Annotated in this window: 25 protein-coding genes; 12 read left to right on the top strand and 13 right to left on the bottom strand. The window is 45.1% G+C overall.

All coding sequences use genetic code 11. From position 1 onward, the window contains the following. The first annotated feature begins 5 nt into the window (after window positions 1–5). From zwf to ACPUEK_RS17615, 3 genes are all read left to right on the top strand, one after another. Complete coding sequence (gene zwf / locus ACPUEK_RS17625; RefSeq protein WP_067216645.1) at window positions 6–1481, top strand: glucose-6-phosphate dehydrogenase; 1476 nt, start codon at window positions 6–8, stop codon at window positions 1479–1481. A 15-nt stretch (window positions 1482–1496) separates the two neighbouring features. Beyond that, window positions 1497–2120 carry a bifunctional 4-hydroxy-2-oxoglutarate aldolase/2-dehydro-3-deoxy-phosphogluconate aldolase gene (locus ACPUEK_RS17620; protein ID WP_425641652.1) on the top strand — a complete coding sequence of 208 codons (624 nt, stop codon included), beginning with the start codon at window positions 1497–1499 and terminating at the stop codon, window positions 2118–2120. 147 nt (window positions 2121–2267) lie between these two features. Further along, complete coding sequence (locus tag ACPUEK_RS17615) at window positions 2268–3131, top strand: N-acetyltransferase (protein WP_425641651.1); 864 nt, start codon at window positions 2268–2270, stop codon at window positions 3129–3131. Window positions 3132–3137: 6 nt separating this feature from the next. Here the strand turns inward: ACPUEK_RS17615 and ACPUEK_RS17610 are convergent, their stop codons facing one another. The 3 genes from ACPUEK_RS17610 to ACPUEK_RS17600 form a co-directional block, all read right to left on the bottom strand. Next, complete coding sequence (locus ACPUEK_RS17610; RefSeq protein ID WP_425641650.1) at window positions 3138–3578, bottom strand: pseudoazurin; 441 nt, start codon at window positions 3576–3578, stop codon at window positions 3138–3140. 66 nt (window positions 3579–3644) lie between these two features. Next, complete coding sequence (locus ACPUEK_RS17605; protein ID WP_425641648.1) at window positions 3645–4739, bottom strand: ABC transporter substrate-binding protein; 1095 nt, start codon at window positions 4737–4739, stop codon at window positions 3645–3647. Between the two features lie 215 nt (window positions 4740–4954). Then, entirely contained in the window at window positions 4955–5326 is a 372-nt protein-coding gene (locus ACPUEK_RS17600; protein ID WP_067032164.1) for a glutathione S-transferase N-terminal domain-containing protein, read from the bottom strand. Between the two features lie 270 nt (window positions 5327–5596). Here ACPUEK_RS17600 and ACPUEK_RS17595 point away from each other — a divergent pair, with 270 nt between their 5' ends. Then, window positions 5597–6118 (top strand): acyltransferase, encoded by a 522-nt coding sequence (locus ACPUEK_RS17595; RefSeq protein ID WP_425641647.1) that lies wholly within the window; start codon window positions 5597–5599, stop codon window positions 6116–6118. Between the two features lie 37 nt (window positions 6119–6155). Here the strand turns inward: ACPUEK_RS17595 and ACPUEK_RS17590 are convergent, their stop codons facing one another. Continuing rightward, window positions 6156–8582 carry a putative bifunctional diguanylate cyclase/phosphodiesterase gene (locus tag ACPUEK_RS17590; RefSeq protein ID WP_425641646.1) on the bottom strand — a complete coding sequence of 809 codons (2427 nt, stop codon included), beginning with the start codon at window positions 8580–8582 and terminating at the stop codon, window positions 6156–6158. A gap of 17 nt (window positions 8583–8599) precedes the next feature. Further along, window positions 8600–9400, bottom strand: coding sequence for a substrate-binding periplasmic protein (locus ACPUEK_RS17585; RefSeq protein ID WP_156489026.1), 801 nt, complete (start codon window positions 9398–9400; stop codon window positions 8600–8602). A 357-nt stretch (window positions 9401–9757) separates the two neighbouring features. On the opposite strand from ACPUEK_RS17585, the gene ACPUEK_RS17580 reads away from it, so the two are divergent. The 6 genes from ACPUEK_RS17580 (at window position 9758) to ACPUEK_RS17555 (ending at window position 16331) form a co-directional block, all read left to right on the top strand. Then, on the top strand, window positions 9758–11098 hold the full coding sequence (locus tag ACPUEK_RS17580; protein WP_425641643.1) for an aspartate aminotransferase family protein: 1341 nt from the start codon (window positions 9758–9760) through the stop codon (window positions 11096–11098). Window positions 11099–11139: 41 nt separating this feature from the next. Next, complete coding sequence (locus tag ACPUEK_RS17575) at window positions 11140–12636, top strand: CoA-acylating methylmalonate-semialdehyde dehydrogenase (protein WP_425641642.1); 1497 nt, start codon at window positions 11140–11142, stop codon at window positions 12634–12636. 134 nt (window positions 12637–12770) lie between these two features. Then, window positions 12771–13463 carry an aspartate/glutamate racemase family protein gene (locus ACPUEK_RS17570; protein WP_067032136.1) on the top strand — a complete coding sequence of 231 codons (693 nt, stop codon included), beginning with the start codon at window positions 12771–12773 and terminating at the stop codon, window positions 13461–13463. Window positions 13464–13577: 114 nt separating this feature from the next. Next, window positions 13578–14111 (top strand): NADPH-dependent FMN reductase, encoded by a 534-nt coding sequence (locus ACPUEK_RS17565; RefSeq protein WP_067216600.1) that lies wholly within the window; start codon window positions 13578–13580, stop codon window positions 14109–14111. Between the two features lie 144 nt (window positions 14112–14255). Beyond that, complete coding sequence (locus ACPUEK_RS17560) at window positions 14256–15281, top strand: YjgN family protein (protein ID WP_425641641.1); 1026 nt, start codon at window positions 14256–14258, stop codon at window positions 15279–15281. A gap of 12 nt (window positions 15282–15293) precedes the next feature. Next, a complete protein-coding gene (locus ACPUEK_RS17555; protein ID WP_425641640.1) occupies window positions 15294–16331 on the top strand; it encodes a M48 family metallopeptidase in 1038 nt (345 codons plus the stop codon). A 47-nt stretch (window positions 16332–16378) separates the two neighbouring features. Here the strand turns inward: ACPUEK_RS17555 and ACPUEK_RS17550 are convergent, their stop codons facing one another. The 5 genes from ACPUEK_RS17550 to rpsU all read right to left on the bottom strand — a co-directional run bounded on the left by ACPUEK_RS17550 (window position 16379) and on the right by rpsU (window position 22934). Then, entirely contained in the window at window positions 16379–17776 is a 1398-nt protein-coding gene (locus tag ACPUEK_RS17550; protein ID WP_067216589.1) for a PhoH family protein, read from the bottom strand. Between the two features lie 365 nt (window positions 17777–18141). Next, window positions 18142–19986: an RNA polymerase sigma factor RpoD gene (gene rpoD / locus ACPUEK_RS17545; protein WP_067216585.1), complete on the bottom strand. Its 1845-nt coding sequence runs from the start codon at window positions 19984–19986 to the stop codon at window positions 18142–18144. A gap of 109 nt (window positions 19987–20095) precedes the next feature. Continuing rightward, window positions 20096–22123: a DNA primase gene (gene dnaG, locus ACPUEK_RS17540; protein ID WP_425641638.1), complete on the bottom strand. Its 2028-nt coding sequence runs from the start codon at window positions 22121–22123 to the stop codon at window positions 20096–20098. A gap of 9 nt (window positions 22124–22132) precedes the next feature. Next, window positions 22133–22579, bottom strand: a complete 447-nt coding sequence (locus ACPUEK_RS17535; RefSeq protein ID WP_067032114.1) for a GatB/YqeY domain-containing protein — start codon at window positions 22577–22579, stop codon at window positions 22133–22135. 139 nt (window positions 22580–22718) lie between these two features. Next, window positions 22719–22934 (bottom strand): 30S ribosomal protein S21, encoded by a 216-nt coding sequence (rpsU, locus tag ACPUEK_RS17530; RefSeq protein WP_067032111.1) that lies wholly within the window; start codon window positions 22932–22934, stop codon window positions 22719–22721. 291 nt (window positions 22935–23225) lie between these two features. On the opposite strand from rpsU, the gene tsaD reads away from it, so the two are divergent. Both tsaD and folB read left to right on the top strand, forming a co-directional pair. Next, window positions 23226–24266 carry a tRNA (adenosine(37)-N6)-threonylcarbamoyltransferase complex transferase subunit TsaD gene (tsaD, locus tag ACPUEK_RS17525; protein WP_425641636.1) on the top strand — a complete coding sequence of 347 codons (1041 nt, stop codon included), beginning with the start codon at window positions 23226–23228 and terminating at the stop codon, window positions 24264–24266. Between the two features lie 2 nt (window positions 24267–24268). Continuing rightward, window positions 24269–24622, top strand: a complete 354-nt coding sequence (folB, locus tag ACPUEK_RS17520) for a dihydroneopterin aldolase (RefSeq protein ID WP_067032105.1) — start codon at window positions 24269–24271, stop codon at window positions 24620–24622. On the opposite strand, the gene ACPUEK_RS17515 is transcribed toward folB, so the two are convergent. From ACPUEK_RS17515 to ACPUEK_RS17505, 3 genes are read right to left on the bottom strand one after another with little or no spacing between them, the layout of a single operon-like run. Continuing rightward, entirely contained in the window at window positions 24619–25725 is a 1107-nt protein-coding gene (locus ACPUEK_RS17515; RefSeq protein WP_067032102.1) for a tRNA nucleotidyltransferase, read from the bottom strand. The two genes, folB and ACPUEK_RS17515, sit on opposite strands and share 4 nt — an antisense overlap. Window positions 25726–25728: 3 nt before the next feature. After that, window positions 25729–26049 (bottom strand): thiosulfate sulfurtransferase GlpE, encoded by a 321-nt coding sequence (glpE, locus tag ACPUEK_RS17510; protein ID WP_067216571.1) that lies wholly within the window; start codon window positions 26047–26049, stop codon window positions 25729–25731. 7 nt (window positions 26050–26056) lie between these two features. Continuing rightward, a complete protein-coding gene (locus tag ACPUEK_RS17505; protein WP_067216568.1) occupies window positions 26057–26872 on the bottom strand; it encodes a symmetrical bis(5'-nucleosyl)-tetraphosphatase in 816 nt (271 codons plus the stop codon). Between the last annotated feature and the right edge of the window lie 6 nt (window positions 26873–26878).

The raw sequence follows: 26878 nt of genomic DNA, 5'->3' as shown, positions 1-26878 counted from the left end.
AAAAGATGAAGGCAAGTTTAAAAGCCTGTGATGTGGTAATTTTTGGTGGCGGTGGTGATTTGGCCATGCGCAAACTTCTTCCAGCTCTCTATCATTTAGACCAAGACGGTCTGCTGGCAAAAAATACCCGCATTATTGGTGCGTCACGCCGTGACATGAGCGCGCAGGATTACCAAGACAAAGTGCGCGAAGCCTTGAATGAATTCGTACCTACCAGCGTTGGTGATAAAAACACGTGGCCACGTTTTAAAGAGCGTTTGAGCTATGTTTCTGTTGATGCGCAGGAAGAGTCTGACTTTGCTCGGTTTAATGAACACAATGTTGGCGACGACGAGAAAGATGTCGTGTTTTACCTAGCTACGTCACCGGATCTATTTGGTTCAATTTGTTCGTCGCTTGCCAATCATGGCTTAAACCAAGAGCGCATGCGTGTGGTGCTTGAGAAGCCGTTAGGCCGTGATTTAATTTCGTCACGTGCGATCAACGATGAAGTGACGCAAAACTTCGGTGAGAAACAAATTTTCCGTATCGACCATTATCTAGGTAAAGAAACGGTACAAAACCTCCTCGCGATCCGTTTTGGTAATACCTTGTTTGAGCCATTATGGGACAGCGCGCACATTGATAACGTTCAGATCACTGTATCTGAAACCGTTGGTGTAGAAGGGCGTTGGGGTTACTACGACAAAGCGGGTGCGCTACGTGACATGGTTCAAAATCACTTAGTGCAGTTGTTGTGCTTGGTGGCGATGGAACCTCCTGGTCGCAACGACGCCGATTCAGTTCGTGATGAAAAGATCAAGGTGTTAAAAGCTCTGCGTCCTATCGAAGGGGCGAATGCTTACACCAAGACTGTACGTGGCCAATATGCGAAAGGCATGATTAACGGTAAAGACGTTAAAGGGTATTTCGATGAAGAAGGCTCTAACCTTGAGTCTCGAACTGAGACCTTCGTTGCGCTACGAGCGGATATTGATAACTGGCGTTGGGCTGGTGTGCCTTTTTACCTGCGTACTGGCAAACGTTTAGGTCAGCGTTATTCTGAAATCGTGATTCAGTATAAGTCGGTCCCGCACAGCATCTTTAATGATGAAAGTAACCGTCAGCTGCAACGTAACCAATTGATTATTCGCCTGCAACCAGAAGAAAAAATCTCTTTAACGGTCATGAACAAAGTACCGGGTGCGGGAGAAGGTATGAATCTGCAGCCCGTTGATTTGAACTTAAGTTTAAGTGAAGCGTTTAATAACAAGCGCAGCCCTGAAGCCTACGAACGTTTGTTACTTGATGTTATGCGTGATGATGCAACATTGTTTATGCGTTACGACGAAGTGGAAGCCGCTTGGAAATGGGTAGATGGCATTATGGCCGCTTGGAGCCAAACCAGTGAGCGTCCAAAAGAATATGCTTCTGGTTCTTGGGGACCCGCTGCGTCTATGGCGCTTCCGATTAAAGATGGCCGTAACTGGCACGATTATTAAGTTAAGGACTTTATTATGACAACTTATACCGCCGCTCAAGTGATGACAGCAACGCCAGTTGTCCCAGTTATTGTTGTGGATAATGTGGAGCAAGCCGTCAATCTTGGTAAGGCATTGGTTGCAGGTGGCGTGCCTGTTTTAGAAGTAACGCTTCGTACCGACGCCGCACTAGAGGCAATTACTGCACTGCGTAAAGAAGTACCTGATGCGATCGTCGGTGCTGGAACAGTGTGCTCACGTGCGCAATATTTACAAGCGGTTGAAGCAGGTTCCCAGTTTATTATTAGTCCTGGCCTGACACCTGATTTGTTAGCCGTCGGCAAAGAATATGATATTCCCTACTTGCCGGCTGTGGCGACCATCTCTGATATCTTGTTGGGCCTTGAATACGGCTACGACCACTTTAAATTCTTCCCTGCGGAAGTGAACGGTGGTGTAAAAGCGCTTAAAGCGTTTTCTGGCCCGATGCCTCATATCCGTTTTTGCCCAACAGGCGGCATTAATGAAAAGAACTACAAAGACTACTTGGCACTTGAAAGTGTACTGTGTGTTGGTGGTTCTTGGATTGTACCGACGGATCTTGTACAAGCGGGTAAGTGGGACGAGATTACCGAGCTGGCAAAATCGGTTCAACAGTAATTCTTCAGCGTTCCAGTGCTTTTCTAAATGCCCTTCTGTGAAAACAGCGGGGCATTTTTTGATTTGAACTTTTATTTTTATACTTTACTAAGACATACTGTATTCATAGCGCGATTGCCGATAGACAGCAAATGATGGAGGAGTGGCATGTTTAATAAGCTGACGTTTAAGCGAAAGAGTCATGATCCTCAGATCGATGATGATCTACTTGAGCAGCCGATGAGCGTGGCGGAAGCCGCCGAGGAATACGCTTGTGCCTACGATGACGTGAGCTTTTGGACGAAGTGTAAGCGTTATGCTGGTTCGATTGGTCGATCAGGGTTAGAAAAAGCGTTTACGTTGTATTACGCGACGGAGCACAAAAACTGTACTTTCGCTCATAAGACTGCAATCTATGGGGCGTTAGGGTATTTACTGACGCCGATTGACGCGATTCCCGATTTAACACCATTGCTCGGGTACACCGATGATATCGGCATGATTGGAGCGGCGTTAGTGGCTGTCGGTTCGTGTATTGACGATGGGGTAAAGCACCAAGCGAAAGATCGTGTAGGTCGATTGTTGGGCGAAGGTGCTTTAGACGGCGTGCGGGCGTTTGAAGACTGCGATATGGATGTGGTACTGAGTATCTGGTTAACCGCTTCTATTAAAGCGCATGATTTTGTGGCGCCTGATTTTTGGGCTTCGCAAGTTGAAGCGATGCGCGATATTTACTTACCTTCTGCAAAAGTGTACGTGTACGAAAAACAGGGCAAAGTGGTGGGTTTTTACGCACTGACTAATAGCACTTTGGCGGCATTGTTTGTGGCACCAGATGAGCAAGCTAAAGGTGTAGGTAAGTGCTTACTAGCGCATGCTAAAGCTCAGCAAAAAGCGCTGACGTTAACGGTTTATGCTGCGAATGAGCCGAGTATAGGTTTTTATATGTCGCAAGGTTTCAAAGTAGCCAGTGAGCAGCTGAATGAGCACACAGGCCACAGAGAATATGTGATGGCTTGGGCGAGCGCCTAGTAAAAATTAGCGGATTTTAGCGATGGTTGTATCGACTCGTTCAGGTTGTAATGCAATCTTGGAACGTAAACGAGGGTATTTACTAGACACTTTTTCAAGGTTTTTGGCATTGCCAACTTGAATAACGCCTACCATCCCCATCATTAAATGTGGTGGGCAATAATACACGTGAACACCTTCATTTTCTAAAGACAGGGTATGCTCCTGATTTAACTTACTTGACCAAGCCGAGCTGTCTTCAGGGACAATATAAGACTTGGCGTTGTGCCCTGATTGAGTTGGAATAAAGGTCACTGTATCGCCAACGTTGGCATGAATGTAATCTGGTTCGAAGACCATAGATCCTGATTCACCGTAATTTAGCATTTGAATTTGCCAATCTTTGGCGAGGCTATTAGTCGCTATCAATACCATACTTAAGAGTATAGGCGTTGAAAATTTAATCATGTTCACATCTTCCTAATGTCGCATAGCAAAACATGAAAGTCTGCCTTGCTATGCGTTCTTATTGAGTTACTTATCAAGACTGACGGTGAAAGTACCTTTTGGAACAACAGGTAAATAGCGTTTATAAAAATCCAGATAGTGTTGTTCAGGATCTAGCTCCTTAAACAATTTAGGGTATTGAGATTTAGCGATAAACTGCAACATGCTACCATCAAGGATGGTTCGAGAAGCGCCTTGATAAATTCCATATACGCGGTTGTTTTCTACCGCTGATAAGCTTTCCCAGCCTGGTCGTTTAGTAAAACCTTCAAGTCTTTCTTTAGCTTGTTCTCGTCGAATACCTTGGCCCATGACCATAGCGTTCGATTGTTTTCCTGTTTCAGTACCAGTAATGAAGATGACTTCCGGGTCTGATGCTAACACTTGCTCAGGATTCATCGGCCCCCACCACTCAACAAAAGGCGCGGCAATATTGTCGCCCCCTGCGCTGGTTACCATAGCGCCCCACATGTTTTTACCATAGGTAAATGAATATTCACTTGGTCCTTGATTACCAAACTCTATATAGGTTCGAGGTTTGGGCTGTTGGGCGTTTTCTATGGTGGTATGAATGTGTTCCACCAATGCTTCGTATTCGTCAGAAATTTTTTGCGCGCGGTCTTCTTGGTCGGTCAGAGCACCAATGATTTGTGTACTTTTGAGATGGCGTTCAAGTGTTTGAGCATTATAGTCCACCACGACAATAGGAATGCCTGCCTCTTCCAAGGTGTCCACGTCCATGCCTAAACCTTTGTATTGCCAGTCTGCTAGTAAGATAACATCAGGGTTTAGACTAATGATTTTTTCAACGGAAAACGTCTGAGACTCGACTTCGCCAACATCGGGAATTTGTTTAAGTGATGGGCGGTAATCTGTATATAACTTCCAGCTGGCAGGGCGCCAAGCTTCCCATGTATCTCGAGAGATACCTACAACGTGATCAAAGGCCTGTTCGGTTCCAATAGCCATATAGTCTTCAGCATAAAAACCTAGAACGACGCGTTGAGCGGGGACATCAACGTTTACGCTGCGCCCTAATACATCTTCAATGGTTTGGATGTCAGCATGAGCAGATGCAGCCATAAGCGAGGTTGTTAACGCTGCCAAAACGAAACGTTTCATAGGTATCCTTATAGTGTAAACGAGAATTATTGGCGTCTATTGTAGGGAGAAAATCTTTGTTTTCAAGTGATATTGAGATTCGTTTTCATTTTATATGATGGCATTCATGTGATGGAATGTGGTTCTTTATTGAGCGTGGAGAAGTACGGTGGAAATAAAAAATGCCCCGTTGATTTATCTCAGGGGCACTTTAAGGGGACGCTTATTTAAAGTCATTAAGCGAAGCGGTTTTCTAAGTAGCGAATGATTTCTTTCGAGTCATACAGCCATTCTGTCTGGCCGTCTTTTTCAATGCGCAGGCAAGGTACTTTTACTTTACCACCGCCTTGTTTTAGCTCTTCTCGGTAAGGCGATCCTTCGGAGGCACTGCGTTTTTCCACTGGAAGGTTGAGCTTGTAAATCGCGCGTCGAGTCTTAGTGCAGAACGGACAAGCAAAAAATTGGTAAAGGGTAAGATCTTGTGCTGCTTGATTCACTTCCTGCTGCTGCTCAGGAGTACGCTTCTTTTTAGACCCACGGGTAATTAAGTCAAGTAAGGCTATGATGCCTCCAAGTAAGTTACGGATCAGTTTAATGAACAATTTCATAGATGGACTCGCTTATTCGTATTCTAGGGTGTTTCTCAGATTTTGCGCCATTCTAGCTTGAAAGCAGCTGCTGTTTAAGTATTAGACACAATGTTTTTTATCAGCGTCGTATTTTAGTCGATATCATTGCTCTAGCTTGCGTGGCTTAGTCGCTCAAGCGTATTCTTTGCTTTTATGTTGTCGGATAAGTGCTTTTTGTGCTGCTGGTTGATTTGAATTGGACCCTTTATGAACGTTATTGATTTTCTAAAATTAAACCTGAGAAATAAGATGAAGGTAGCGCAAGGCAATCATGTATCGATTGATGCTTCTGCAAAAATTCGCGGATGTAAGATCATAGTGAAAGGTCGAAATAACCATTTACGAATTGCGAAAGGGTGCAATCTCCGTAATGTACACATAGAAATTTTGGGTAACAACTGTTCGATTACGATCGACGAAAGGTGCGTGATTGGTGAGAATTGCTATCTGTCATCCCGTGAAGAAGGCACACGCTTAGCACTTGGTGCTGATTGTATGTTGTCGCGTAACGTAAAGCTGATGACCAGTGATGGCCATGATATTTTGAAAGCGGGACAGCGTGTTAATTTTGCTAAAGACATCACTGTAGGTTGTTCTGTTTGGTTGGCTGATAATGTTACGGTACTAAAAGGGGTTACCATTGGCGAGGGCTCTATCGTTGGGATCAATTCCACGTTGACAAAAAGCATTGCCAATAATGAAGTCGCTGCAGGCTCTCCAGCGAAAGTTATCGCCTCGGATATGTCGTGGCATGAGGCGTTAACGTTCTAGTTTTTGTTTCAATATATCAGGCTTTAAGAGTGTCAATTTAGGATGTGGTAGACACTTCATTAAGCTGCAACGGGAAGCGTTTTTTTTCTATTAAGCATTGTGTAGCCGTATGCTTGTCTAAGGGTTTGGAGAAATAGAACCCTTGGAATCGATGGCAGCCAATGCTGCTTAGAATGTTTTCTTCAAAGTTAGTTTCGACACCTTCTGCGATGACGGACAGCTTCATATGTTTTGCCATGGAGATAATCGTATTAATGATTTCGTAGCTGTTGGGGTCTTCTGTAATGTCTCGAATAAAAGACTGATCAATTTTCAACTGATCTAATGGTAAATGCTGTAAATAGCGTAAAGATGAATAGCCAGTACCAAAGTCATCAATAGAAAAACGAATACCGCGATGTTGTAAGGCATGCATTTTTGCGGCCACGGCTTTGATGTTTTCAACCAACATGCCTTCGGTGATCTCTAAATCGAGCTGAGCGGCATCAACTCCTGTGGTATCAATAACGTGTTGAATTTGCTCGACAAAGTCTTCGCTTGAAAATTGAAATGGACTGATGTTTACCGCTAGGCTTTTAAAGCTTGCTGGTAGACCAACGACATGTTGCCATGTGCGCAATTGACGACACGCTTCCATCAACACCCATTCACCTAAAGGCGCTATTAAGCCAGTTTCCTCTGCGATAGGAATAAATTCAGCTGGTGAAATCGGCCCAAGCTCAGGGCTTAACCAGCGCACCAGACTTTCAAAGCCGATGAGTTCTCCCTGACCATTTACTTGAGGTTGGTAGACTAAATAGAGCTCGTCCCGTTCTAATGCATGATGTAATGCTTTTTCCATTTTTAAGCGTTCCGTTGCAAACTGTTGCATTTCACTACGGTAGAAATGGAAGCCACTACGGCCGCTTTCTTTGGCTTTGTACATCGCGGTATCGGCTTGTTGTAATATACGCATGCCATCTGATTGATCCAGAGGGAACAGGCTGATACCAATACTGGCTGATACATAAAGTTCTACATTTTGAATGACAAAGGCGGTACTCAACGTGCCCAAAAGTTGCTCTGCAAGATGAGACACCATGGCTTGTGCATCCTGCATATCGTGGCAGATATCTGGTAACAGTAAGACAAACTCATCGCCGCCTAGGCGAGACGCGGTGTCTCCTTTAGAGATTAAGGTGTTGATACGCTTTGATACTTCAATAAGCAGCTGATCACCCGCATGGTGTCCCATGGAGTCATTAATGGTTTTAAAACGATCTAGATCGATAAACAGAACACCACCAATATGACGATGTTCTCGGGCGACAGCGATCGCATTTTCTAAGCGGTCATGCAGAAGGCGTCGGTTAGGCAGGTTGGTTAAAGCATCATAGTAGGCGAGGTATTTGACCTGCTCTTGATCCTTTATTCGCTGAGTGATGTCACGAACAGAGACAAGATAGCGGGGAATATTCTCCAATGTGATCATGCTGGCACATACTTCAACGGGCACCATGGTGCCGTTATGACGTACATAACGGGTTTCAAACGTAGAGACTTTTCCGAGCGCATTTTGTGACCAATCGATCAATACTTCTTGGTTAAATTTATGATCAATGTTTTTTAGGTTCATCGATTTGATACTAGATTCTCGATAGCCTAATAAATGTATCGCCGCGTCGTTATAATCTAGTATTTGCCCTGTTTGAGACGTCAGTAGCATACATTCACGTGATTGTTGCATTACGGCGCGAAAATAGGCCTCGCGCTTTTCGAGCTCTGCCTCTACGGTTTGACGTTGGTGCCATAGCGTTGTGAAGGTCCTAGCCAGGACGCCGAGTTCATCGTCACGTTTAATTTCAGTGAAATGCACATCGCCATCGCTGAATTTACTACGGCCAACACTTTCAAGCTGTTGAATAAATCTTGATAAAGGTCGCGACGTTTGAAGGTAAATTAAGGTGAGGAACGCAGCGCTTAATACGAGCGTTGCCAGGATTGCGGTCGTGATCAAGCGAAGATTGCGACGAATAAAGTTTTCTGTGACGGCTCCATTATCGATGTTGGCAATCAGTTCACCGACTTTAAGCTTGCCTCGCTTGAGCTCTAGGGTATACGTCTGCTTTAAATCAATGGCTAGGTAATGAGACACCCAACTGAAAGCATTGGAAGAGGCAGGCCTACTGTAGTAAGCCATTTGGTTGTTTAAATCGTCTGTTAGTACGATTTCAATAAATACATTGGTTCGCATTAATCCTGCAACAACTTGCTTAGCCAAGTTGGCGTCTAATGTATAGGCTGACTCGGTTGCGGCGTTTTCTACGGTCTCTAATGTCCCTATTATGCGGCCTGTGATATTTTCTTTTTCTTCGTGCCAATCCGTATATATTTGAAAAGAGCTACCTAAGATACCCATAGCAATCAGGAGTACTAAGGCCCATTTAGCTTGTTTATAGGATAAGCGTTTGTGAAGTGCCAACATAAAGAGTCTTCGTAAAGTTAAGAATCAACGTTGGGATTCGTAATCCCATACTTTGCATACAAGGCATTGATTTTTCCTGATTCTCGAAGAACCTGTAAGCCTTGATTTAAAGCGTGTCGTAGGCGTTTTGACTGTTCGTATCGCTTACTAAAGCAAACGCTATAGTCTGTATAGTCAATGTTATCAATGTTGTAGAGACTAAATTGATCCTTTACATCCATCTGATCCAATACGTAAAGCAGACTTTCTTTGTCTGTCATAAAGACATCTTGATTGCGATGTAATATAAGTGAAACACCTTGGTTTATACCATTGACCACGGTGTAGCTGATATTGTTGCGTGTTAAAATATGCTCTTGGGCCCACCCCGCCATCACGATATTTTTGTAAAAGTTCAGTTTTTCCAGTGGGTAAGAGTTCTGATCTCCAAATTGGCCTTTTTGTGTTGCCATTACCATAGTGGAGTAGCTAACAGCATCTGAAAAGTAGCTAAAAGGTGCTCGCGCTGAGATAGGACGACATGATACAACCCCTAGGATAAGCCCAGCTTTTACATCACGCATCATGCGTTTCCAAGGCGCGCTTTTAAATGTGACCTCGATTTCTTGCGAAGCGTAGGCTGCTCGAATGACTTCAATGTCAACGCCATAGAAACCATCTTCTCCGACGTCAGCCTCGTACGAAGGCGCAACGCGCGCATCAATGGAGTAGGGAGGGAAGTGCATGCTGTAAAGCACTATTTCTTCTGCCGCGTAAACCGAGGGGCTGCTAAGAAGTAAAAGTCCACTACACAGTAGGTAACTATGACGATACTTCAAATCCCCTCTCCCATTTTTACTAACAGATTACGAGTAGTTGCTTCAGGTTTTTTCCTGTTTATTTGCACCATTATTACACACAAAAACATATTACCTTTTATCTGTAAAGTAATAAGTCGCTTATGGATAAGTTTTTGTTATATCGGTTAACGGTGCTTTTCTCATTTAAAAAATGCTTATAAACCAATGGAATCTACTAAATTGACAGAAAACTTCGGCCTGATATTAAGCTTTTGCTGCGAGTAATGAGCGACTCAGTTTCGTTTTTACTTAAGCTGAGTAAAGTAAGTTTGTATTTAATAGCAGCCGAACTCATGCGAAAAAGACTCCTACAGAATAGAAAAATATGGGGTTAGCATGAGTCATTATCGATTTTCGCAGGGAGAAACTGAGGTTGATTTGAGTGCGCATTGGATGCCGTTTTCAGCCAATCGCCACTTTCATAGCCATCCTCGTATTATTGCATCGGCAGCTGGATCTTGGTTCAAAGACCAGCATGGGCGCGATGTCTACGATTCTCTGTCAGGGCTTTGGACTTGTGGTGCGGGTCATGCACGTCCAGAAATCCAGAAAGCGGTCGCAGAGCAACTAGGGACTCTCGATTACTCACCAGCCTTCCAATTTGGGCATGCGTTGTCTTTTCAGCTTGCTGAGCGCATCGTTGCGAAAATGCCAAAGGGTCTTGATCACGTGCTTTTTACAGGGTCTGGCTCCGAAAGCGCTGATACCTCGTTAAAACTAGCTCGTGCCTATTGGAGGGCGAAAGGTAAGCCCAGCAAAACTAAGCTAATTGGTCGAGCAAGAGGTTATCACGGGGTGAACTTCGGTGGCACCAGCCTAGGCGGTATAAATGGTAACCGTAAAACCTTTGGCCAACTCCTAGATGCAGATCACCTCCCACATACTCTACAGCCAGAGTTAGCTTTTACCAAAGGTATGGCTGAAACCGGCGGTGTGGCATTGGCGAATGAGTTTTTGAAACTGATTGAACTTCACGATGCCTCAAACATCGCTGCAGTGATTGTTGAGCCTATGTCAGGTTCTGCTGGTGTTTTGGTGCCGCCAGAAGGGTATTTGCAACGCCTACGTGAAATCTGTGATGCACATGACATCTTACTTATTTTCGATGAAGTCATTACTGCGTTTGGCCGAATGGGTCGCTGGACGGGAGCGGAGTATTTCGGCGTCACGCCGGATATTTTAAATACGGCTAAGCAGCTTACCAATGGCGCCATTCCGATGGGGGCCGTAGTGACTTCAGAGGAGATCTATAAAACATTTATGGAGCAACCTCTAGCCGATCATTCGATCGAATTTACCCATGGTTATACGTATTCCGCTCACCCTGTGGCTTGTGCAGCAGCGTTGGCCTGTTTAGATTTACTTGAGCGCGATCATTTAATTGAGCAGTCGGCGGAATTAGCCCCTATTTTTGCGAATAAATTGCATGCCCTTAAGGGAACCGATCACGTGATAGATATACGTAATTGTGGTTTAGCGGGCGCACTTCAAATTCAATCTAAAGAAGGTGATCCAACCATTCGCCCCTTCAAAGCCATGTTGGCACTTTGGGACAAAGGCTATTGTGTTCGAGCAGGAGGTGATACGTTGCAATTTGGCCCCACTTTTAATGCCGATCCAGAAGACTTAGAGCGTTTGTTTAGTGCCGTCCATGAGACGCTACACGAGTTAGATTAAGTCATCACATATTTAAACCGTATCAATAGGTATACAAAGTTATGGAAACAGTAACGCATTTTATCGCAGGTGAAATGATCAGCCACAGTGAACAAGTCATCGATGTATTTAACCCTGCGACAGGTAAAGTTACGTGCTCTATGGAAATGGGCAATGCTCAGACCGTTGCCGCAGCCATAGCAGCGGCCGAAGAGGTGTTACCTGAGTGGAAAGCCACACCGCCGTTAAAGCGTGCACGCATCATGTTTCGTTTCAAAGAACTGCTGGAGCAGAACAAAGAAACGATCGCAAAGCTGATCAGTGAAGAACACGGTAAAACGCTTCCTGATGCATTAGGTGAATTGCAACGTGGTATTGAGAATGTTGAATACGCTTGTGGTGCACCTGAGTTACTTAAAGGTGAGTATTCTTCTAATACAGGCCCTGGGATTAATGCGTGGAGTGACAGTAAACCTGTTGGTATTGTGGCGGGCATAACCCCCTTCAATTTCCCTGCTATGGTGCCCTTGTGGATGTATCCGTTAGCCATAGTATGTGGCAATTGCTTTATTTTGAAGCCGTCAGAAAAAGATCCAAGTTCGACGCTTTATATTGCGAAACTTCTCGTGGAAGCGGGGTTGTCAAAAGGCGTATTGAGTGTCATCAACGGCGGCAAAGAAGTTGTCGATGCGTTGATCGAGGCGCCTCAGGTGAAAGCCATGAGTTTTGTCGGCTCGACGCCAGTAGCGGAGTATATCTATTCTCAAGGTACGGCGAAAGGCAAGCGAGTGCAGGCGCTAGGCGGAGCCAAGAACCATGCGATCGTTATGCCTGATGCAGAGCTAGAGGGTGCAGTCAGTGCTTTAATGGGCGCTGCTTTTGGTTCTTGTGGTGAGCGTTGCATGGCGATCTCCGTAGCGGTATGCGTTGGCGATGAAACAGCAGAACGTTTAATAGAAAAGCTTATTCCGCAAATTCAAGCGTTGCGAGTAGGCGCATACACTCAAGAAAGCTCAGAAATGGGGCCGCTGATCTCTAAAGAGCATTTTGACAAAGTGACTCAATATGTCGATGAAGGTGTTTCCAGTGGCGCTAACTTGTTAGTAGATGGCCGTAGATTAAACATACCCGGATATGAAGAAGGTTACTTCATTGGTGGTTGTCTGTTTGATCGAGTGACCACAGAGATGAGTATTTACCAAGAAGAAATCTTTGGGCCTGTGCTTTGCATTGTACGTGTGAACTGCTTAGAAGAGGGCATCGCGTTGATTAATGAGCATGAGTACGGCAACGGTACCTGTATCTTTACGCGCGATGGTGAAGCGGCTGAGATGTTTTGCGATGAAGTTGAAGCTGGCATGGTCGGCGTCAATGTGCCATTACCAGTCCCTGTTGCTTCACACAGTTTTGGTGGCTGGAAGCGCTCGCTTTTTGGCGACTTACACGCATACGGCCCGGATGGCGTTCGTTTCTACACACGACGCAAAGCAATCAGCCAGCGTTGGCCAAAACGTGCAACTCATGAAGCAGCACAATTTGCCTTTCCAAGTCAGCAGTAACCTTTAGCTTATGATGATTTGAAGCGCCTTCTGTGAACGCCGAAGGCGCTTTTTTTACTATTTGTTCTTGCTAATCAAATTTAGGGTAGTCAAAGTGGAATCGTGTCACTTATGTAGAGAGAAGAGGCGATTAGATGAAAACGATTGGTATGTTAGGTGGTATGAGCTGGGAAAGTACGCAGAGCTATTATCGAGCTCTGAATGAAGGCATCAAGGCGTCTTTGGGTGGTCTACATTCTGCGAAGATTGCGTTGTACAGTGTCGATTTTTCTGAAATAGAAGAGTGCCAGCGCAATTCTGATTGGCAGCAAGCAGGCTCAATTTTAGCGCAAGCCGCTCGTGGTGTAGAGTCTGCCGGAGCAGACTGCCTTTTAATTTGTACTAACACCATGCACAAAGTGGCGGATCAAGTCGAAGATGCTATTAATATCCCGCTTATCCACATTGCGGATGCAACTGGAGAGGCGTTAGTTCGCGCTGGTATCGAACGTGTTGGTTTGCTTGGTACGGCGTTTACAATGGAGCAAGACTTTTATAAAGGTCGCTTGACTGATAAGTTTGGCTTGGATGTGATGGTTCCGGAGGATGGCGATAGAGCTTTGATACATCGAGTTATCTTCCAAGAGCTGTGTCTAGGTATTACGACTAACGCCGCTAAAGCTGAGTACCTACGTATTGTCCAATCTCTAAAAGAGCAGGGCGCTGAAGCTGTGATTCTTGGTTGTACTGAAATTGGTATGTTGGTTGAACAAAAAGACACAGATGTGCCTTTATTTGATACAACAGCGATTCATACGCAAGCCGCAGTGACTTTTGCATTAAAGTAAATAAAGTATTAACTAATCGGTTTTCTTTTAACATATTTGATCCTTAATAGCGTGCTATCGTAGTCTCTATTAAGAGTAACCAAGATATTTAAATACCAATTTGAGGGACAATCTGTGAAAGTATTAGCCTTTGCCGCAACAAACCATAAAGCATCAATTAACAAACAACTGGTTACCTATGCAGCTAACGTGTTGGCTGAAAATAAAGGTGCTGACGTTGAAGTACTCGATTTAAATGACTATGAGTTGCCTATTTATAGCATCGAGCGTCAAACTGAAAATGGCATGCACCCGTTGGCGCAGCAGTTTTTCGATAAAATAGGTGCAGCGGATGTCGTGCTTATTTCATTTGCAGAGCACAATGGTTCTTACTCAGCAGTCTACAAAAATTTGTTTGACTGGACATCGCGCATCGACATGAAAGTCTACCAAAACAAACCAACCGTATTATTGTCGACGTCGCCTGGTCCTGGTGGTGCAAACAGTGTCTTGTCGGCTGCTGTAGGGTCGGCAGAGTTTTTCGCAATGGATTTAAAGGGCAGTCTATCTGTGCCTTCGTTTAACGATAACTTTGATACCGACAAAGGCGTGCTAACCAATGCTGAGCTGACAGCGACGTTAAAGGATATCCTGTCAAAAGTAGAATGACGCTTGTAAAGGTAGTGTAAAAAGCGGCGATTATGCCGCTTTTTTATTGTATATTTAAGATTGATTTTCATTTGCATATTGTTTTTTAGTAACGGTTGTGGATAATTCCGCTTCGAATTTTGATTGCTAAATGGACAATTTGATATGGATTCATCTCTCTCAACTGACACGCGTGTCAGCGCTATTTCTTTTTCTGCTGGTAAGTGGGAATACTTTAAACTTTGGATTGTGAACTTGGTTTTAACCGTCGTTACTCTAGGCATTTACAGTGCTTGGGCGAAGGTTCGCAACACTCAGTATCTTTATGGTCATACGCAAATTGAAGGCCATCGCTTACAATACCTAGCCACTCCGATGCAACTGTTAAAAGGGCGTTTAATCGCTCTAGTGTTGTTCATTATTTACATGTTAAGTTCGGCTTTTATGCCGCTCGTTGCGGCCTTGTTAGCGTTAGTTGTGATGTTTGCGACGCCATATTTGATGGTTAAAGGTCTACAATTTAGCTTGCGTCATACTGCCTACCGAAATGTACGATTTGGTTTTACCGGATCGATTGGTGGTGCTTATATGAACTTTATGTTGCTGCCTTTGCTTGGTGTACTAAGTTTGGGGCTTGCAATGCCTTGGGTGATTTTTCGTACCAGTCACTATATTTACAACAACATTTTATTTGGTAAGCATGAATTCGAAGCGGATCTGTCACTGAAAACTTTCTACAAAGCAGGGCTTATTGCGTTTGCTTTGTTCATGGTACCAGTAGTTCTGCTGTTTGTTATCGGTATGCAAACAATGAGTGCTGCTGGCGGTCCACCATTGGGTATGGTTTTCGCCTCTTATGCATTATTCTTTGTTGCTTTCAGTGTTTTTCATGTGATCATCCGCAACCATATTATGAACGGTCTAAGCGCTCGCAACTTAGTTTCATTCCGCTCGGACCTTCAGATCGGTCGTTACCTAGGGGTGATGGCAAGTAATGCTCTGATTGTGGTTTTCACCTTAGGGTTAGGCTTTCCTGTAGCGCAAGTTCGTATGAATAAGCTATTGGCCGACGCGACAGAAGTTCATCTAACGCCTGAAATTGATCGTCTTGTGGCCTCTTCCAGTGAATTGGACTCCGCGTTCGGAGAGGAAATGTCTGGTTTCTTCGACGCAGACTTGTCTATCACCTAAGGGGCTCCGTCTATGACGGCCATTTCTGAGCCAATAGTCGGGACATTTCAGCACGCAGCATCGTCACGTATTGATGCTGCTAAGCTGTGTATAGATCTTGATGGCGATCAGATCATTGTATCTGATTACTTGTCAGACGGTGTCTTACAACAGCAGTCGTATTCAAGCTGTAGCATGTCGTCACGCTTGCCTGGTGTTCCGATGACGCTTTCTTTTGGAGATGGAGCAAGCTTCACGCCAGCTGATCCTGATTTTTCTTGGCCTAATAGCAGCAAATCTTCTTCCTTCATCTATTGGCTAGAGCGTAAATGGCTCTACGGGTTACTTGCCATTGGGTTAATGATTGGTTTTTTGACTGGCATGGTAAAGGTGGCGATTCCTTTTGCCGCTGTTCAAGTCGCCTCGGTTGTGCCCATGACGATTTCTCAAGAAATGGGTCAGCAGAGCCTATCATTGTTAGACCAACTATACTTTGAAGAGAGTGAGCTGGAATCGGATACGATGGCTCAAGTACAGGGCAACTGGGATGTTTTACTTGAACGCTTAGAGTTACCTCAAGAGCATTATCAATTACAATTTCGTAGCTGGCATCTAGGGCCGAATGCAATGGCGCTTGCTGATGGTACGGTTGTTGTTACAGACAGTATTGTTGAGTTGATGCAGGACGATTTGCATCTATTGGACGCTATTCTGTTGCATGAAATTGGGCATGTGGAACATCGACATAGTCTTCAAGCTGTCATTCGTACCACCATCACCACGGTATTGTACGCCATTATTTTTGGCGACATAGAGGGGGCAGGAGAGGTTGTTTTGGGGGCAGGGGTTGGCTTGGTCGATCTTTCTTTTTCACGGGAAATGGAGCGCGAAGCGGATCAGTTCGCGTATCAGCATTTGCTTGAAATAGAGCGTTCAAGCAATGACTTTGCGATGGCATTACGCAAGCTAAAAAGTGCCTATCCAATGACTGATAGCGATGATAAGAAGGGTTGGAACTATTTACAGTCTCATCCTGATATTGATCAGCGTATCGAGGCTCGCCCTCACTAGAGGTAACATTAAGAGCGCAGGTATACTGCGCTCTTAATAGTGAGTCCTTATAAGTTTTCTTCAGCAAACTCCGCTAAGCGGCTACGTTCGATGCCGTTTACATGCATAATACTGGTGTATTTGAAGGGCTTACAGCGCTCAACCAGATAGGTTAAACCTGAGGTTAGTGGCGTAATATATTTGTTATCAATCTGCGCTAGGTTACCCAACACGATGATTTTTGAGTTTACGCCAACACGGGTGACGATGGATTTAAGTTGGAACTGGGTTAGGCCTTGCGCCTCATCGACAATGATCAGTGCGTTGTTAAACGAGCGGCCACGCATAAAGTTCAGCGACTTGAATTGTATGTTGGCTTTCTGTTTCACGTATTCAATGCTACTGACGGAGTGCTCATCGCTGCCGTGCAGTATTTCAAGGTTATCGTCAAAAGCGGCCAACCAAGGCGCCATTTTCTCTTCCTCTGTCCCAGGTAGAAAACCGATGTCTTCCGCCAGTGGTGGAGTTGATCGGGCTACGATGATTTTATTAAAGCGTTTCTCTTCCATGGTGACATGCAGACCATATGCCAAGGCGAGCAGTGTTTTACCAGAGCCTGCGGGTCCAGTCATAATCATCATGTCGCTGTTCTCATGGCGGAGTAGATAAAAAGCCATGGCTTGCTCTAAGTTGCGCGGCTCAATTCCCCAGAAGCTTTGATGCATCAGGCTTTGACGATTTACATCTACCAAATAGATGAATTCCTCGTCAATATTGACTACAAAGCCACTGAACTCCTCATCATCAATAACGAACATGTTTAAATACAGTTCGTCTGGGAGTTCTGTTTTTTTGATTTTATGAACTGTGTGAGAGCCATGACTCTCTGTTTCTACGTTTGAAATACCGTCCCACAAACGGCCCTCGATGTGTACGTAACCTTTATTTAAAAGGTCAACATCGTCTAAGACTTTGTCTTTACGATAGTCTTCAACACGCTCAAGCCCCGAACCTTTGGCTTTGATACGCATATTAATGTCTTTAGTGACTAGGCATGCACTGGCACGTGGATTAGTGGCCTGTAAGCTCAGTGCGACATTGATAATACGGTTATCGTTGGCATGATGGTGATTGCCATTTAAGAATGGAACGTTGTCGATGTTGGTAATTTGTTGGTCCGGGAAAATAGCCAAAGTACCAAAGGTTTTTGCCACTTGCTCCGTTTCGGCGGTATGGATAGGGACACCGTTTTGCAGTTCTTTAGGTGAAGCGTCCCCAACAATTTTATCAATGATATTAATTGCTAGGCGTGCTTCTCGGCTGACATCTTTATCTCTGCGATCCTTAATTTCATCCAACTCTTCCAAGACTGTCATAGGAATGACGACTTTGTGTTCCGCAAAGGCGTAGATGGCCATTGGGTCGTGAAGTAACACGTTGGTATCTAACACATAGATCTTTTCCATAGTACTTCTCTCCTCTACTTAGAGATAAATAATCCTTTAGATACGCTTGTGTAGTATGTGAGGAATACGGCGAAGTGCTGCGTACAATAACGCGTGGGCAGGGAGGGGTGTCGAGTCTCTTGGGTCATTAAGTATCACCTTTCCCTTGTGGATGGAGGTATACGTTGCGCATTGTCGTTAACGGCATTCACTAACATTAGACAAGCTAACTTGCTTCTTAACCTTGAGCATATTTTCAGTGTATGACAAAAATGCGACAAGTGTGAAGTTTAACAACAAAATAAAACATTAAGACTTAGATACAAAAAAAGCCCCTAGTAGTGTGAACTACTAGGGGCTTTAAGAGCTTGTCTCTAGATAACTTATTAGTCGTCTAGGAAGCTACGTAGGTGCTCGGAGCGGCTTGGGTGGCGTAGCTTACGCAGTGCCTTTGCTTCGATTTGACGGATACGCTCACGTGTCACGTCGAACTGCTTGCCCACTTCCTCTAGGGTGTGGTCAGTGTTCATATCGATACCAAAACGCATACGCAATACTTTCGCTTCACGTGCAGTCAAACCAGAAAGAACCATTGTTGTTGATTCTTTTAGGCCTTCGCTAGTCGCAGTATCACTTGGTGATACGGCACCATCATCTTCAATGAAGTCACCTAGGTGCGAATCTTCGTCATCACCGATAGGCGTTTCCATTGAAATAGGCTCTTTCGCAATCTTCAATACTTTACGGATCTTGTCTTCTGGCATGTCCATGCGCACAGCCAACTCTTCAGGCGTCGCTTCACGCCCCATTTCTTGTAGCATTTGACGAGAGATACGGTTTAGCTTGTTGATCGTCTCAATCATGTGTACAGGAATACGAATTGTGCGAGCTTGGTCTGCAATCGAACGAGTGATTGCTTGACGAATCCACCATGTCGCGTAAGTAGAGAATTTGTAACCACGACGGTATTCGAATTTATCAACCGCTTTCATTAGGCCGATATTACCTTCTTGGATGAGATCCAAGAACTGTAGGCCGCGGTTGGTGTATTTCTTAGCGATCGAGATAACCAGACGTAAGTTAGCTTCAACCATTTCTTTCTTAGCGCGACGAGCACGAGTTTCACCAATCGAAATACGACGGTTGATCTCTTTAAGCTCTGTGATCGTTAAGCCAGTATCTTTCTCGATGCCACGTAGTTTACGTTGGCAACGCATAAACTCAGCTTCGTTTTCACGTAGGCCTTCAGAGTAGGCAACACCTGCTTCGATACGCTCTTGAATCCAAGTAGGATTCGTTTCATTGTTCGGGAAACGCTTCAAAAACTCGGTACGAGGCATGTTTGCTTTACGTACACACAGTTGCATGATTAGACGTTCTTGCTCACGCAGTTTGTCCATACGTGAACGTACACGATCGATTAGTTCATCAAACAGTTTAGGCGCAAGTTTGATGGGGGCAAACATGATGCTGAGCGTTTCTTGCTTAGCCACCACATCTGGATTTTTGCGATCGTAGTTGTGTTGTTCAAGTAATGCTTGCAGCTCGCGATGAGTGCGGCGAATCTCTCCAAAACGTAAAGCTGTTTCCTCTGGATCAGGACCGCTTTCAGTTTCGCTATCATCATCGTCGTCACTTTCTTCGTCGTCGCTGTCATCAGCGTCGTCTTCAGCGGCTTCTACAACAGGCTCTTCTAGCTCTTCGAATACTGGCTCTTCGCCATCACCGTCAATAAAGCCACTGAAGATATCGCTTAGGCGACCTTCTTCTTCAAGTACTCGATCGTATGTATTGATCAATACATCGACAGCGCCTGGGTAGTAAGACAGAGCTGCCATTACTTCACGCGTACCTTCTTCGATTCGCTTAGCAATAGCGATTTCGCCGGCACGAGTAAGCAGTTCTACAGTACCCATTTCACGCATGTACATACGTACAGGATCGGTGGTGCGGGTTACATCACCTTCTACAGCAGCAAGTGCTGCAGCAGCTTCTTCAGCTGCGTCGTCATCGGTTGAGTCGCCTTCTTCCATAAGAAGGCTTTCTTTATCAGGCGCGTATTCAGAAACCACGATGCCCATGTCATTAATCATGGCAATGATTTCTTCAACCTGCTCTGGATCAGAAAGGTCATCAGGTAGATGGTCATTAACTTCCGCAAAAGTTAAGTAACCTTGTTCTTTACCTTTGGCGATCAGCTCTTTAAGACGTGACTGTTGAGTGTCTGGCATTCGACAACCTATCGTTTAGAAATTCGTTTGGGAGATTAGCAAGCCGCGTATTATAACAAAATCTTCCGATTTTATCCAGATATTCTCGATTACATTGGGCAATAATTAGTCAAAACTTAGACTTCTTTTTGCGTAACTGTTCCATCAATGCGCGTAGTTCTTGCTGTGCTTCAGGGTTGTTAATGGCGTCATTGCCACGACTTTTCAACCGTTGGATACTAGAATTTAAACCAAGTGCATCAGATTGTTCTGCAACCATGTCTAAAACTTCTTGTTTAGCGTTGGTGAGCTGCTGCTTTGTGGTGGCATCAGGGTGGTTTAACAGGGCATAAACAGTGTTCAATAAATCTTGATTGCGCTCTTGATATAAAAAATGCCCAGCATTGTTGTTTGGGTGTTTAGCAAAATAGCGCCACACTCGGCTAAATGCTTGGCGTTCAGGGGTATCGCCCGTCAACAAGGGGTCCGGCACTTCAATCTCGTGAGCGATAGCCGGGTGCATCAATATACAAAGTGTGGCATGGGCAATGCGCCCTAAGCGTGGTTGTTGCGACATTGGTGCAAACTGCTCGCGGTCACTATTGTTCTGCCACTTACCTTTACCTTGCCATTTACCTTGCTTGGATTGACCGCCTCCTTTGAACGGTTTGCTCCCTGTGACACCTTTTGGGCTGTGGTGTGGAATAGGGGCTTCGTCAGGATAAGGGGTGTAATCACCCTCAGGATAATCCATTGGCGCATAGCCATCATCGTATCCGTAGGGGTCGTATTGACCGCTGCTTGTGGGAGGGTGCGCATCACTAGTTTGTGGCGAGTATTCTTGATGTCTTGGGATTGGCGCATTAGCGGTTAACGTATCTGAACTTAAACCAGATTGCTCAGACAGTTGCTTGACCAGTAAAGACCTTAAGGTGCTTTCGGCTGGAATGCTTTGGATCAGCGCCATCGCGTTTTGTGTAAATTGAGCCTCACCTTCTTCATCTGCCAGTGTGACTAGAGATCGAGCATGTTCAAACAGCACGTGGGCAAGGGATGAAGAGTCTTCTAAGAGCGTTAGAAAACCATCTGAGCCTTCTTTACGAACAAGAGAGTCTGGGTCTTCGCCTTCAGGTAAGAATAAAAAGCGTACCTGTTTGCCATCTTGAATCACCGGCAAGGTGGCTTCTAGGCCGCGAATGGCGGCTGAGCGTCCCGCTTTGTCACCATCAAAACACAGTGTGACTTTATCGACCAGTTTGAACAGTTTTCTGAAATGTTGACTGTTGACCGATGTGCCAAGAGTCGCGACCGCATTGGTGATGCCGTACTGAGCCAGTACAATGACATCCATATAGCCTTCGACCACAATAATATGGTCAAGGACTTGGGTGTTCTGCTTAGCTTCGTAAAGACCGTATAGTTCTTGGTTTTTATGGAAAACAGGTGTTTCTGGTGAGTTCAGATATTTGGGTTTTTCGTCGCCAAAGGCTCGTCCACCGAAGGCAATCACGCGTCCACGATTATCGCGAATCGGAAACATGATTCGATCACGGAAGCGATCGTAATAGTGTCCGGCTTGTTCTTTTTTCTCGATTAGCATGCCGCCATGTAGGAGCTGCTCTTCGTGCTCAGCACGATGGTTACCAATCGACTTTAGTAGGTTATCCCACCCTGGAGGGGCATAGCCAATGCCATATACTTTCGCAATTTGTCCAGTGAGACCACGTTCTTTAGCAAGGTAATCGCGGGCTTTTTCCTTAGTAGGGTGTTTCACCAGTTGTTCTTGGAAAAAGGTAGCGCTTTCGCTTAAGCGCTTTAGTAGCTCCGCATTTTGTTCATAGCGATCCGGTGCGCCCTGATCTCTAGGGACTTCCAAACCTGCGTCTTTTGCGAGTACTTCAATGGCGTCAACAAAATCTAAATGATCATGCTCCATAACAAACGAGATCGCATTACCGCCTGCGCCGCAGCCAAAGCAATAATAAAACTGTTTGTTAGGGTTTAGGCTAAAGGAGGGGGATTTTTCGTTATGGAAAGGACACAGCGCTGAGAAATTTTGCCCAGTTTTTCTTAAGGTTATGCGGGACGCGACAACATCTGTGATGTCTGTGCGAGCCAATAGCTCATCAATAAATTGATCTGGAATGCGTCCCGACATAGTGTTGTATTAGCCTAAAAGCGCTTTAACTTGCTTGCTAACAACAGACATGTCACCACGGCCTTGTACCTGTGGCTTAACGATGGCCATTACTGCGCCCATTTGTTGCATACTGGTAGCGCCTGTTTCAGCAATCGCTTGTTTAACGATTTCCGTCACTTCTTCGTCGCTCAGTGGCTGAGGAAGAAACTCGGCAATGATGTCCATTTCTTTCTTTTCAATCTCGGCAAGGTCAGCGCGGTCACCATCGGTAAACTGTTGGAAAGAGTCTTTGCGCTGTTTAACCATTTTATCAAGAATTGCCAGTACGCGATCGTCTTCAACTTCGATACGCTCATCCACTTCAACGCGTTTGATTTCGGCTTGAATGGTACGAATTACGGTAACACGCTCTTTTTCTTTGGCGCGCATAGAAGCTTTTAGAGTATCGGAGATCTGTTTTCTCAATTCTGACATTGGGGTCTTCCTCTGGAATGGTTAATCAGGTTATTGAAACAAAAAAAATCGGCTAGTTGTAGAACTAGCCGATTTCGTATCGTAAAGCTTTTCGACTCTACTGCAATGCGTTAGTTGCTAAACTGCAACTCGCAATTGCCTAGTACATGCGTTGGAATTTCTTCTGCTCGCGAGATACTTTTTTAGCGTGACGCTTAACAGCTGCTGCTGCTGCGCGCTTACGTAGAGTTGTTGGCTTCTCGTAGCATTCACGACGACGAACTTCAGCAAGAACACCTGCTTTTTCACAAGAGCGCTTGAAGCGACGTAGAGCGATGTCAAATGGTTCGTTATCTTTAACTTTAACTTGTGGCATATCTAATTACCTATAAAAGAGTTTAATTCGTTTAGTAAACACAAAACGGCGCGAATCATACCGATTTTTCTTCATAAAATAAATTGGTATGAGCCTTTATGTGTGGCTTATACAGTGTGTCCCATCATGTAGGGGACAATAATAAAAAATCACCTGCCTTTTAATTAAACGATTAAATCGGGCGATAGTGTATGCGATCTAATCGAATATGTCCAATGCTTTCATCAATGTGACTGCTAAGTGAATCAAGATTGGGTACAATGGCGGCATTAACACTTGTGTAGGAATACCATGATAGTTTTAGGTTTAGAAACATCTTGTGATGAGACCGGTATTGCCATTTATGACACCGATAAAGGCCTACTGACCCATAAAATTTACACTCAGATTGCTCAGCATGCCGAGTACGGTGGTGTCGTGCCGGAGCTTGCCTCTCGTGATCATGTGCGTAAAACGCTGCCTTTGATTGATGAGGTGCTTGAGGATGCCAAATTAACGAAGTCGGATCTTGATGCTGTTGCTTATACATCTGGGCCAGGTTTAGTTGGCGCTTTGATGGCAGGCGCTACAATAGGTCGTTCGATGGCGTATGCATTGGGAATTCCTGCGTTAGGTGTGCATCACATGGAAGGCCACTTGCTAGCGCCAATGCTAGAAGAGAAACAGCCTAAAATGCCTTTTATTGCTTTGTTGGTCTCTGGTGGTCATACACAGCTTGTGCGTGTGGATGCTATTGGTGAATACAAACTTCTAGGTCAGTCATTAGATGACGCAGCCGGTGAAGCATTCGACAAAGCGGCGAAAATGATTGGTTTACCTTATCCGGGTGGTCCATACATCGCTAAGCTTGCTCAACAAGGTAATCCAGGCTCGGGAGTTAAGTTCCCGCGTCCGATGACAGATAGACCCGGATTGGATTTCAGTTTTAGTGGCCTTAAAACCGCGTTTTTAACCGCGGTGCACGATGCATTGGACCGAGAAGCGTTTAATGACCAGTTTCAAGCAGACATTGCGTTAGCGTTTGAGCAGGCCGTGGTCGACACATTGGTTATTAAGTGTCGTCGCGCATTGGAGCAAGAGGGCTTAAATCAGTTGATCATTGCGGGCGGTGTGAGTGCAAACAAGCGTTTGCAAACGCAGTTGGAAACGCAATTGGCAAAGATTAATGCCGGCGTATTCTATGCGCGCCCAGAGTTTTGTACCGATAATGGGGCAATGATTGCTTACGCAGGGGCTCAGCGTTTGTTAGCGGGCCAAAGTTCTCCCCTTAATCTTTCTATTCGTGCTCGTTGGCCATTGGCTGATTTGCCAGACATCACAGAGGCAGTGTAATCATGCAAGACATCGTATTTATTGAAGGCCTACACACTAAAGCCGTGATTGGTGTATACGAGTGGGAAAAAGTTATTTGGCAAGATTTGGTGTTCGACATTGAGATGGAGCATGATAACCGTGTGCCAGCTGCAAACGATGACATTCAGAAAACGCTAGACTATGAAGCGATCTCGAATGCCATTATTGGTTTTTGTAAAGAACATCAATTCGAGTTGATTGAGACGTTAGCGGAGCGCCTTTGTGCGGTATTGATTGAGCGTTTTGGTTTGACCTCAATTACGATGACATTGCGTAAGCCCGGTGCAGTGCCATCGGCTCGAGCGGTGGGTGTCAAAATTCGTCGTAGTGCCTAATCGGCTAACGCCTCTCTGAGGTTTTCTGCTTTGAGCAACAGCGGGTTGTCAAGCGCTTCAAGTGCTTCAACTCGCGTTTGCTTTAAAGCTTGTCCCAACTCCGCACCACTAAAACCTTGTTTAATCAAAACCTGCGCATTCATTTTGGCGATGTTCGAGCGCAACTCCAACCAATAGACAGTATCCGTTTGAGTTAACTGCGCGAGTACTTGTACCAACTTTTCAAAGGGTTGCGGCTTTTTGACTGCCGCCACACTTGCGAGCCATGACTCCCAAGCGCTCGCTGGCAAAGGCAATGTATTGGCTTCAATAAAAGCGCGAGCTTGTTGGCTGTACCAACAAAATTGATTGGGCGCACGTAAATGCGCGTTCAGCTCTGATAACGCAATAATAGGAGTGTCGGCCGTGATTAAGCTCCAGCGGCTGTGTTTATCCCATTGTGTTGACAGTGTTTGAGTGTGGTACACCATGCCAGGGAAGAGGTCGTTTAAAGCACCTACTTCTTTTAATACATCGAAATAGACATGTGCGTGAGGGCTGTTTAAAGCGTTTTCAGTTTCGCGCCAGACGCGTTCTGGCGTTAAGCTGCTAAGCTCTCCAGAATCCGCAATAGCCTTCATTAAAGCTTTGGTTTCTGGCGCGATCTGAAAGCCAAATTCAGCGAAACGTGCCATAAATCGAGCCACTCGAAGGACTCTTAAGGGGTCTTCAATGAATGCGTCGGAGACATGGCGTAGTATGCGTTCGGCAATGTCTTGTTGACCGTTGAAGGGGTCAATCAATGTGCCGTCATCACTTTTAGCGATGGCATTGATGGTCAAATCTCGACGCTCCAAGTCTTCTTCCAAACGTATGTCTGGTGCAAAGTCACAGACAAAACCTGTGTAGCCAATGCCTTGCTTGCGCTCTTTTCGAGCGAGCGCATATTCCTCTTTCGTATCAGGGTGTAGAAAGACAGGGAACTGTTTACCCACTTGTTGGTAGCCTTGGGTTAACATGTGTTCTGGCTTTGCGCCTGTTACAACCCAATCTTTATCTTTTACAGGTAGGCCTAATAGCTCATCGCGAACGGCGCCGCCTACTAGGTAAACAGTATGCAACATGAGTTAGCCCTGCTCGCACTGTTCTGGGTACATGGCACTCCATTGACTAAAACCGCCATTCAGTGAGTAGACTTCGCGAAAACCTTGACTAGCAAGAAATTCAGCCGCACCTTTACTGCTGTTGCCATGGTAACAACATACGATAACAGGGACGTCCTTATTCGTGCTGGCGATAAATGCTTGCACGTTGTCATTGTTAAGACTAATCGCTGTGTTCATGTGGCTCGCTTCAAAACTGGCTGTATCGCGAATATCTACAACAACAGCGTCATTTTCAAGAAGGGGTAGGGCATCGTTAATATCAATACAAGAATAGGTACTCATGGTTCTCTCAGGCTAAGTTACAAGGAGTGCTGAAGCGTTGATTGTCTTCCAGTCGTAGTGCCGTTAACGTACCACCCCAGACACAGCCTGTGTCTAATGCATAGATGTTTGATGCATTGGTAACACCTTCCAAGGCTGCCCAGTGTCCAAATACTACGCGCGTCTCCTGAGGGAGTTTGCTGGGTAATTGAAACCAAGGTAAATAGTCCTTTTGAGCGGTGCTTGGGCCTTCTTTAGACTTCAGGTCAAGCTTGCTGTCAGCACGGCAAAAACGCATTCGGGTTAAATAGTTTGTGATGGCTCGTAAGCGATCCATTCCGATTAGGTCTTCTGACCATACGTTTGGCTTATTACCATACATGACCTGAAGAAAATCCTCTAGTTGCTCGGAACGCAGTACGCTTTCGACTTCATTGCTTAAGCGTAAAGTGTCTTGGATATCCCAGCAAGGAGGCACGCCCGCATGCGTCATAATGACATTAAACTGCTCATCGTAATGACACAGCGGCTGTTGTCTTAGCCACGCCATGAGTTCGTCACGGTCACTGGCCTGTAGAATGTTAACCAAAGTGTCGCCACGCTTTAGGGTGGCAAAACCATGGGCAACGGCCAATAAATGCAAATCATGGTTGCCTAAAACAACTTTGGCTTTGTCCCCTAGGGAGCTCACAAAACGCAGGGTCTCTAAGCATTCTTTGCCGCGATTAATTAGATCACCTGCGAACCACAGGTGATCGACCTCAGGGTTGTATTGAATTTGTTCAAGCAGTTTTAGCAGTGGCGTAAAACACCCTTGTAAGTCACCGATGACGTAGGTAGACATATCAAA

The sequence above is a fragment of the Marinomonas gallaica genome, assembly GCF_049821165.1.
Classification (GTDB): domain Bacteria; phylum Pseudomonadota; class Gammaproteobacteria; order Pseudomonadales; family Marinomonadaceae; genus Marinomonas; species Marinomonas gallaica.
Note: the sequence above shows the minus strand (reverse complement) of the source record. Positions and strands in the feature narration are given on the sequence as shown.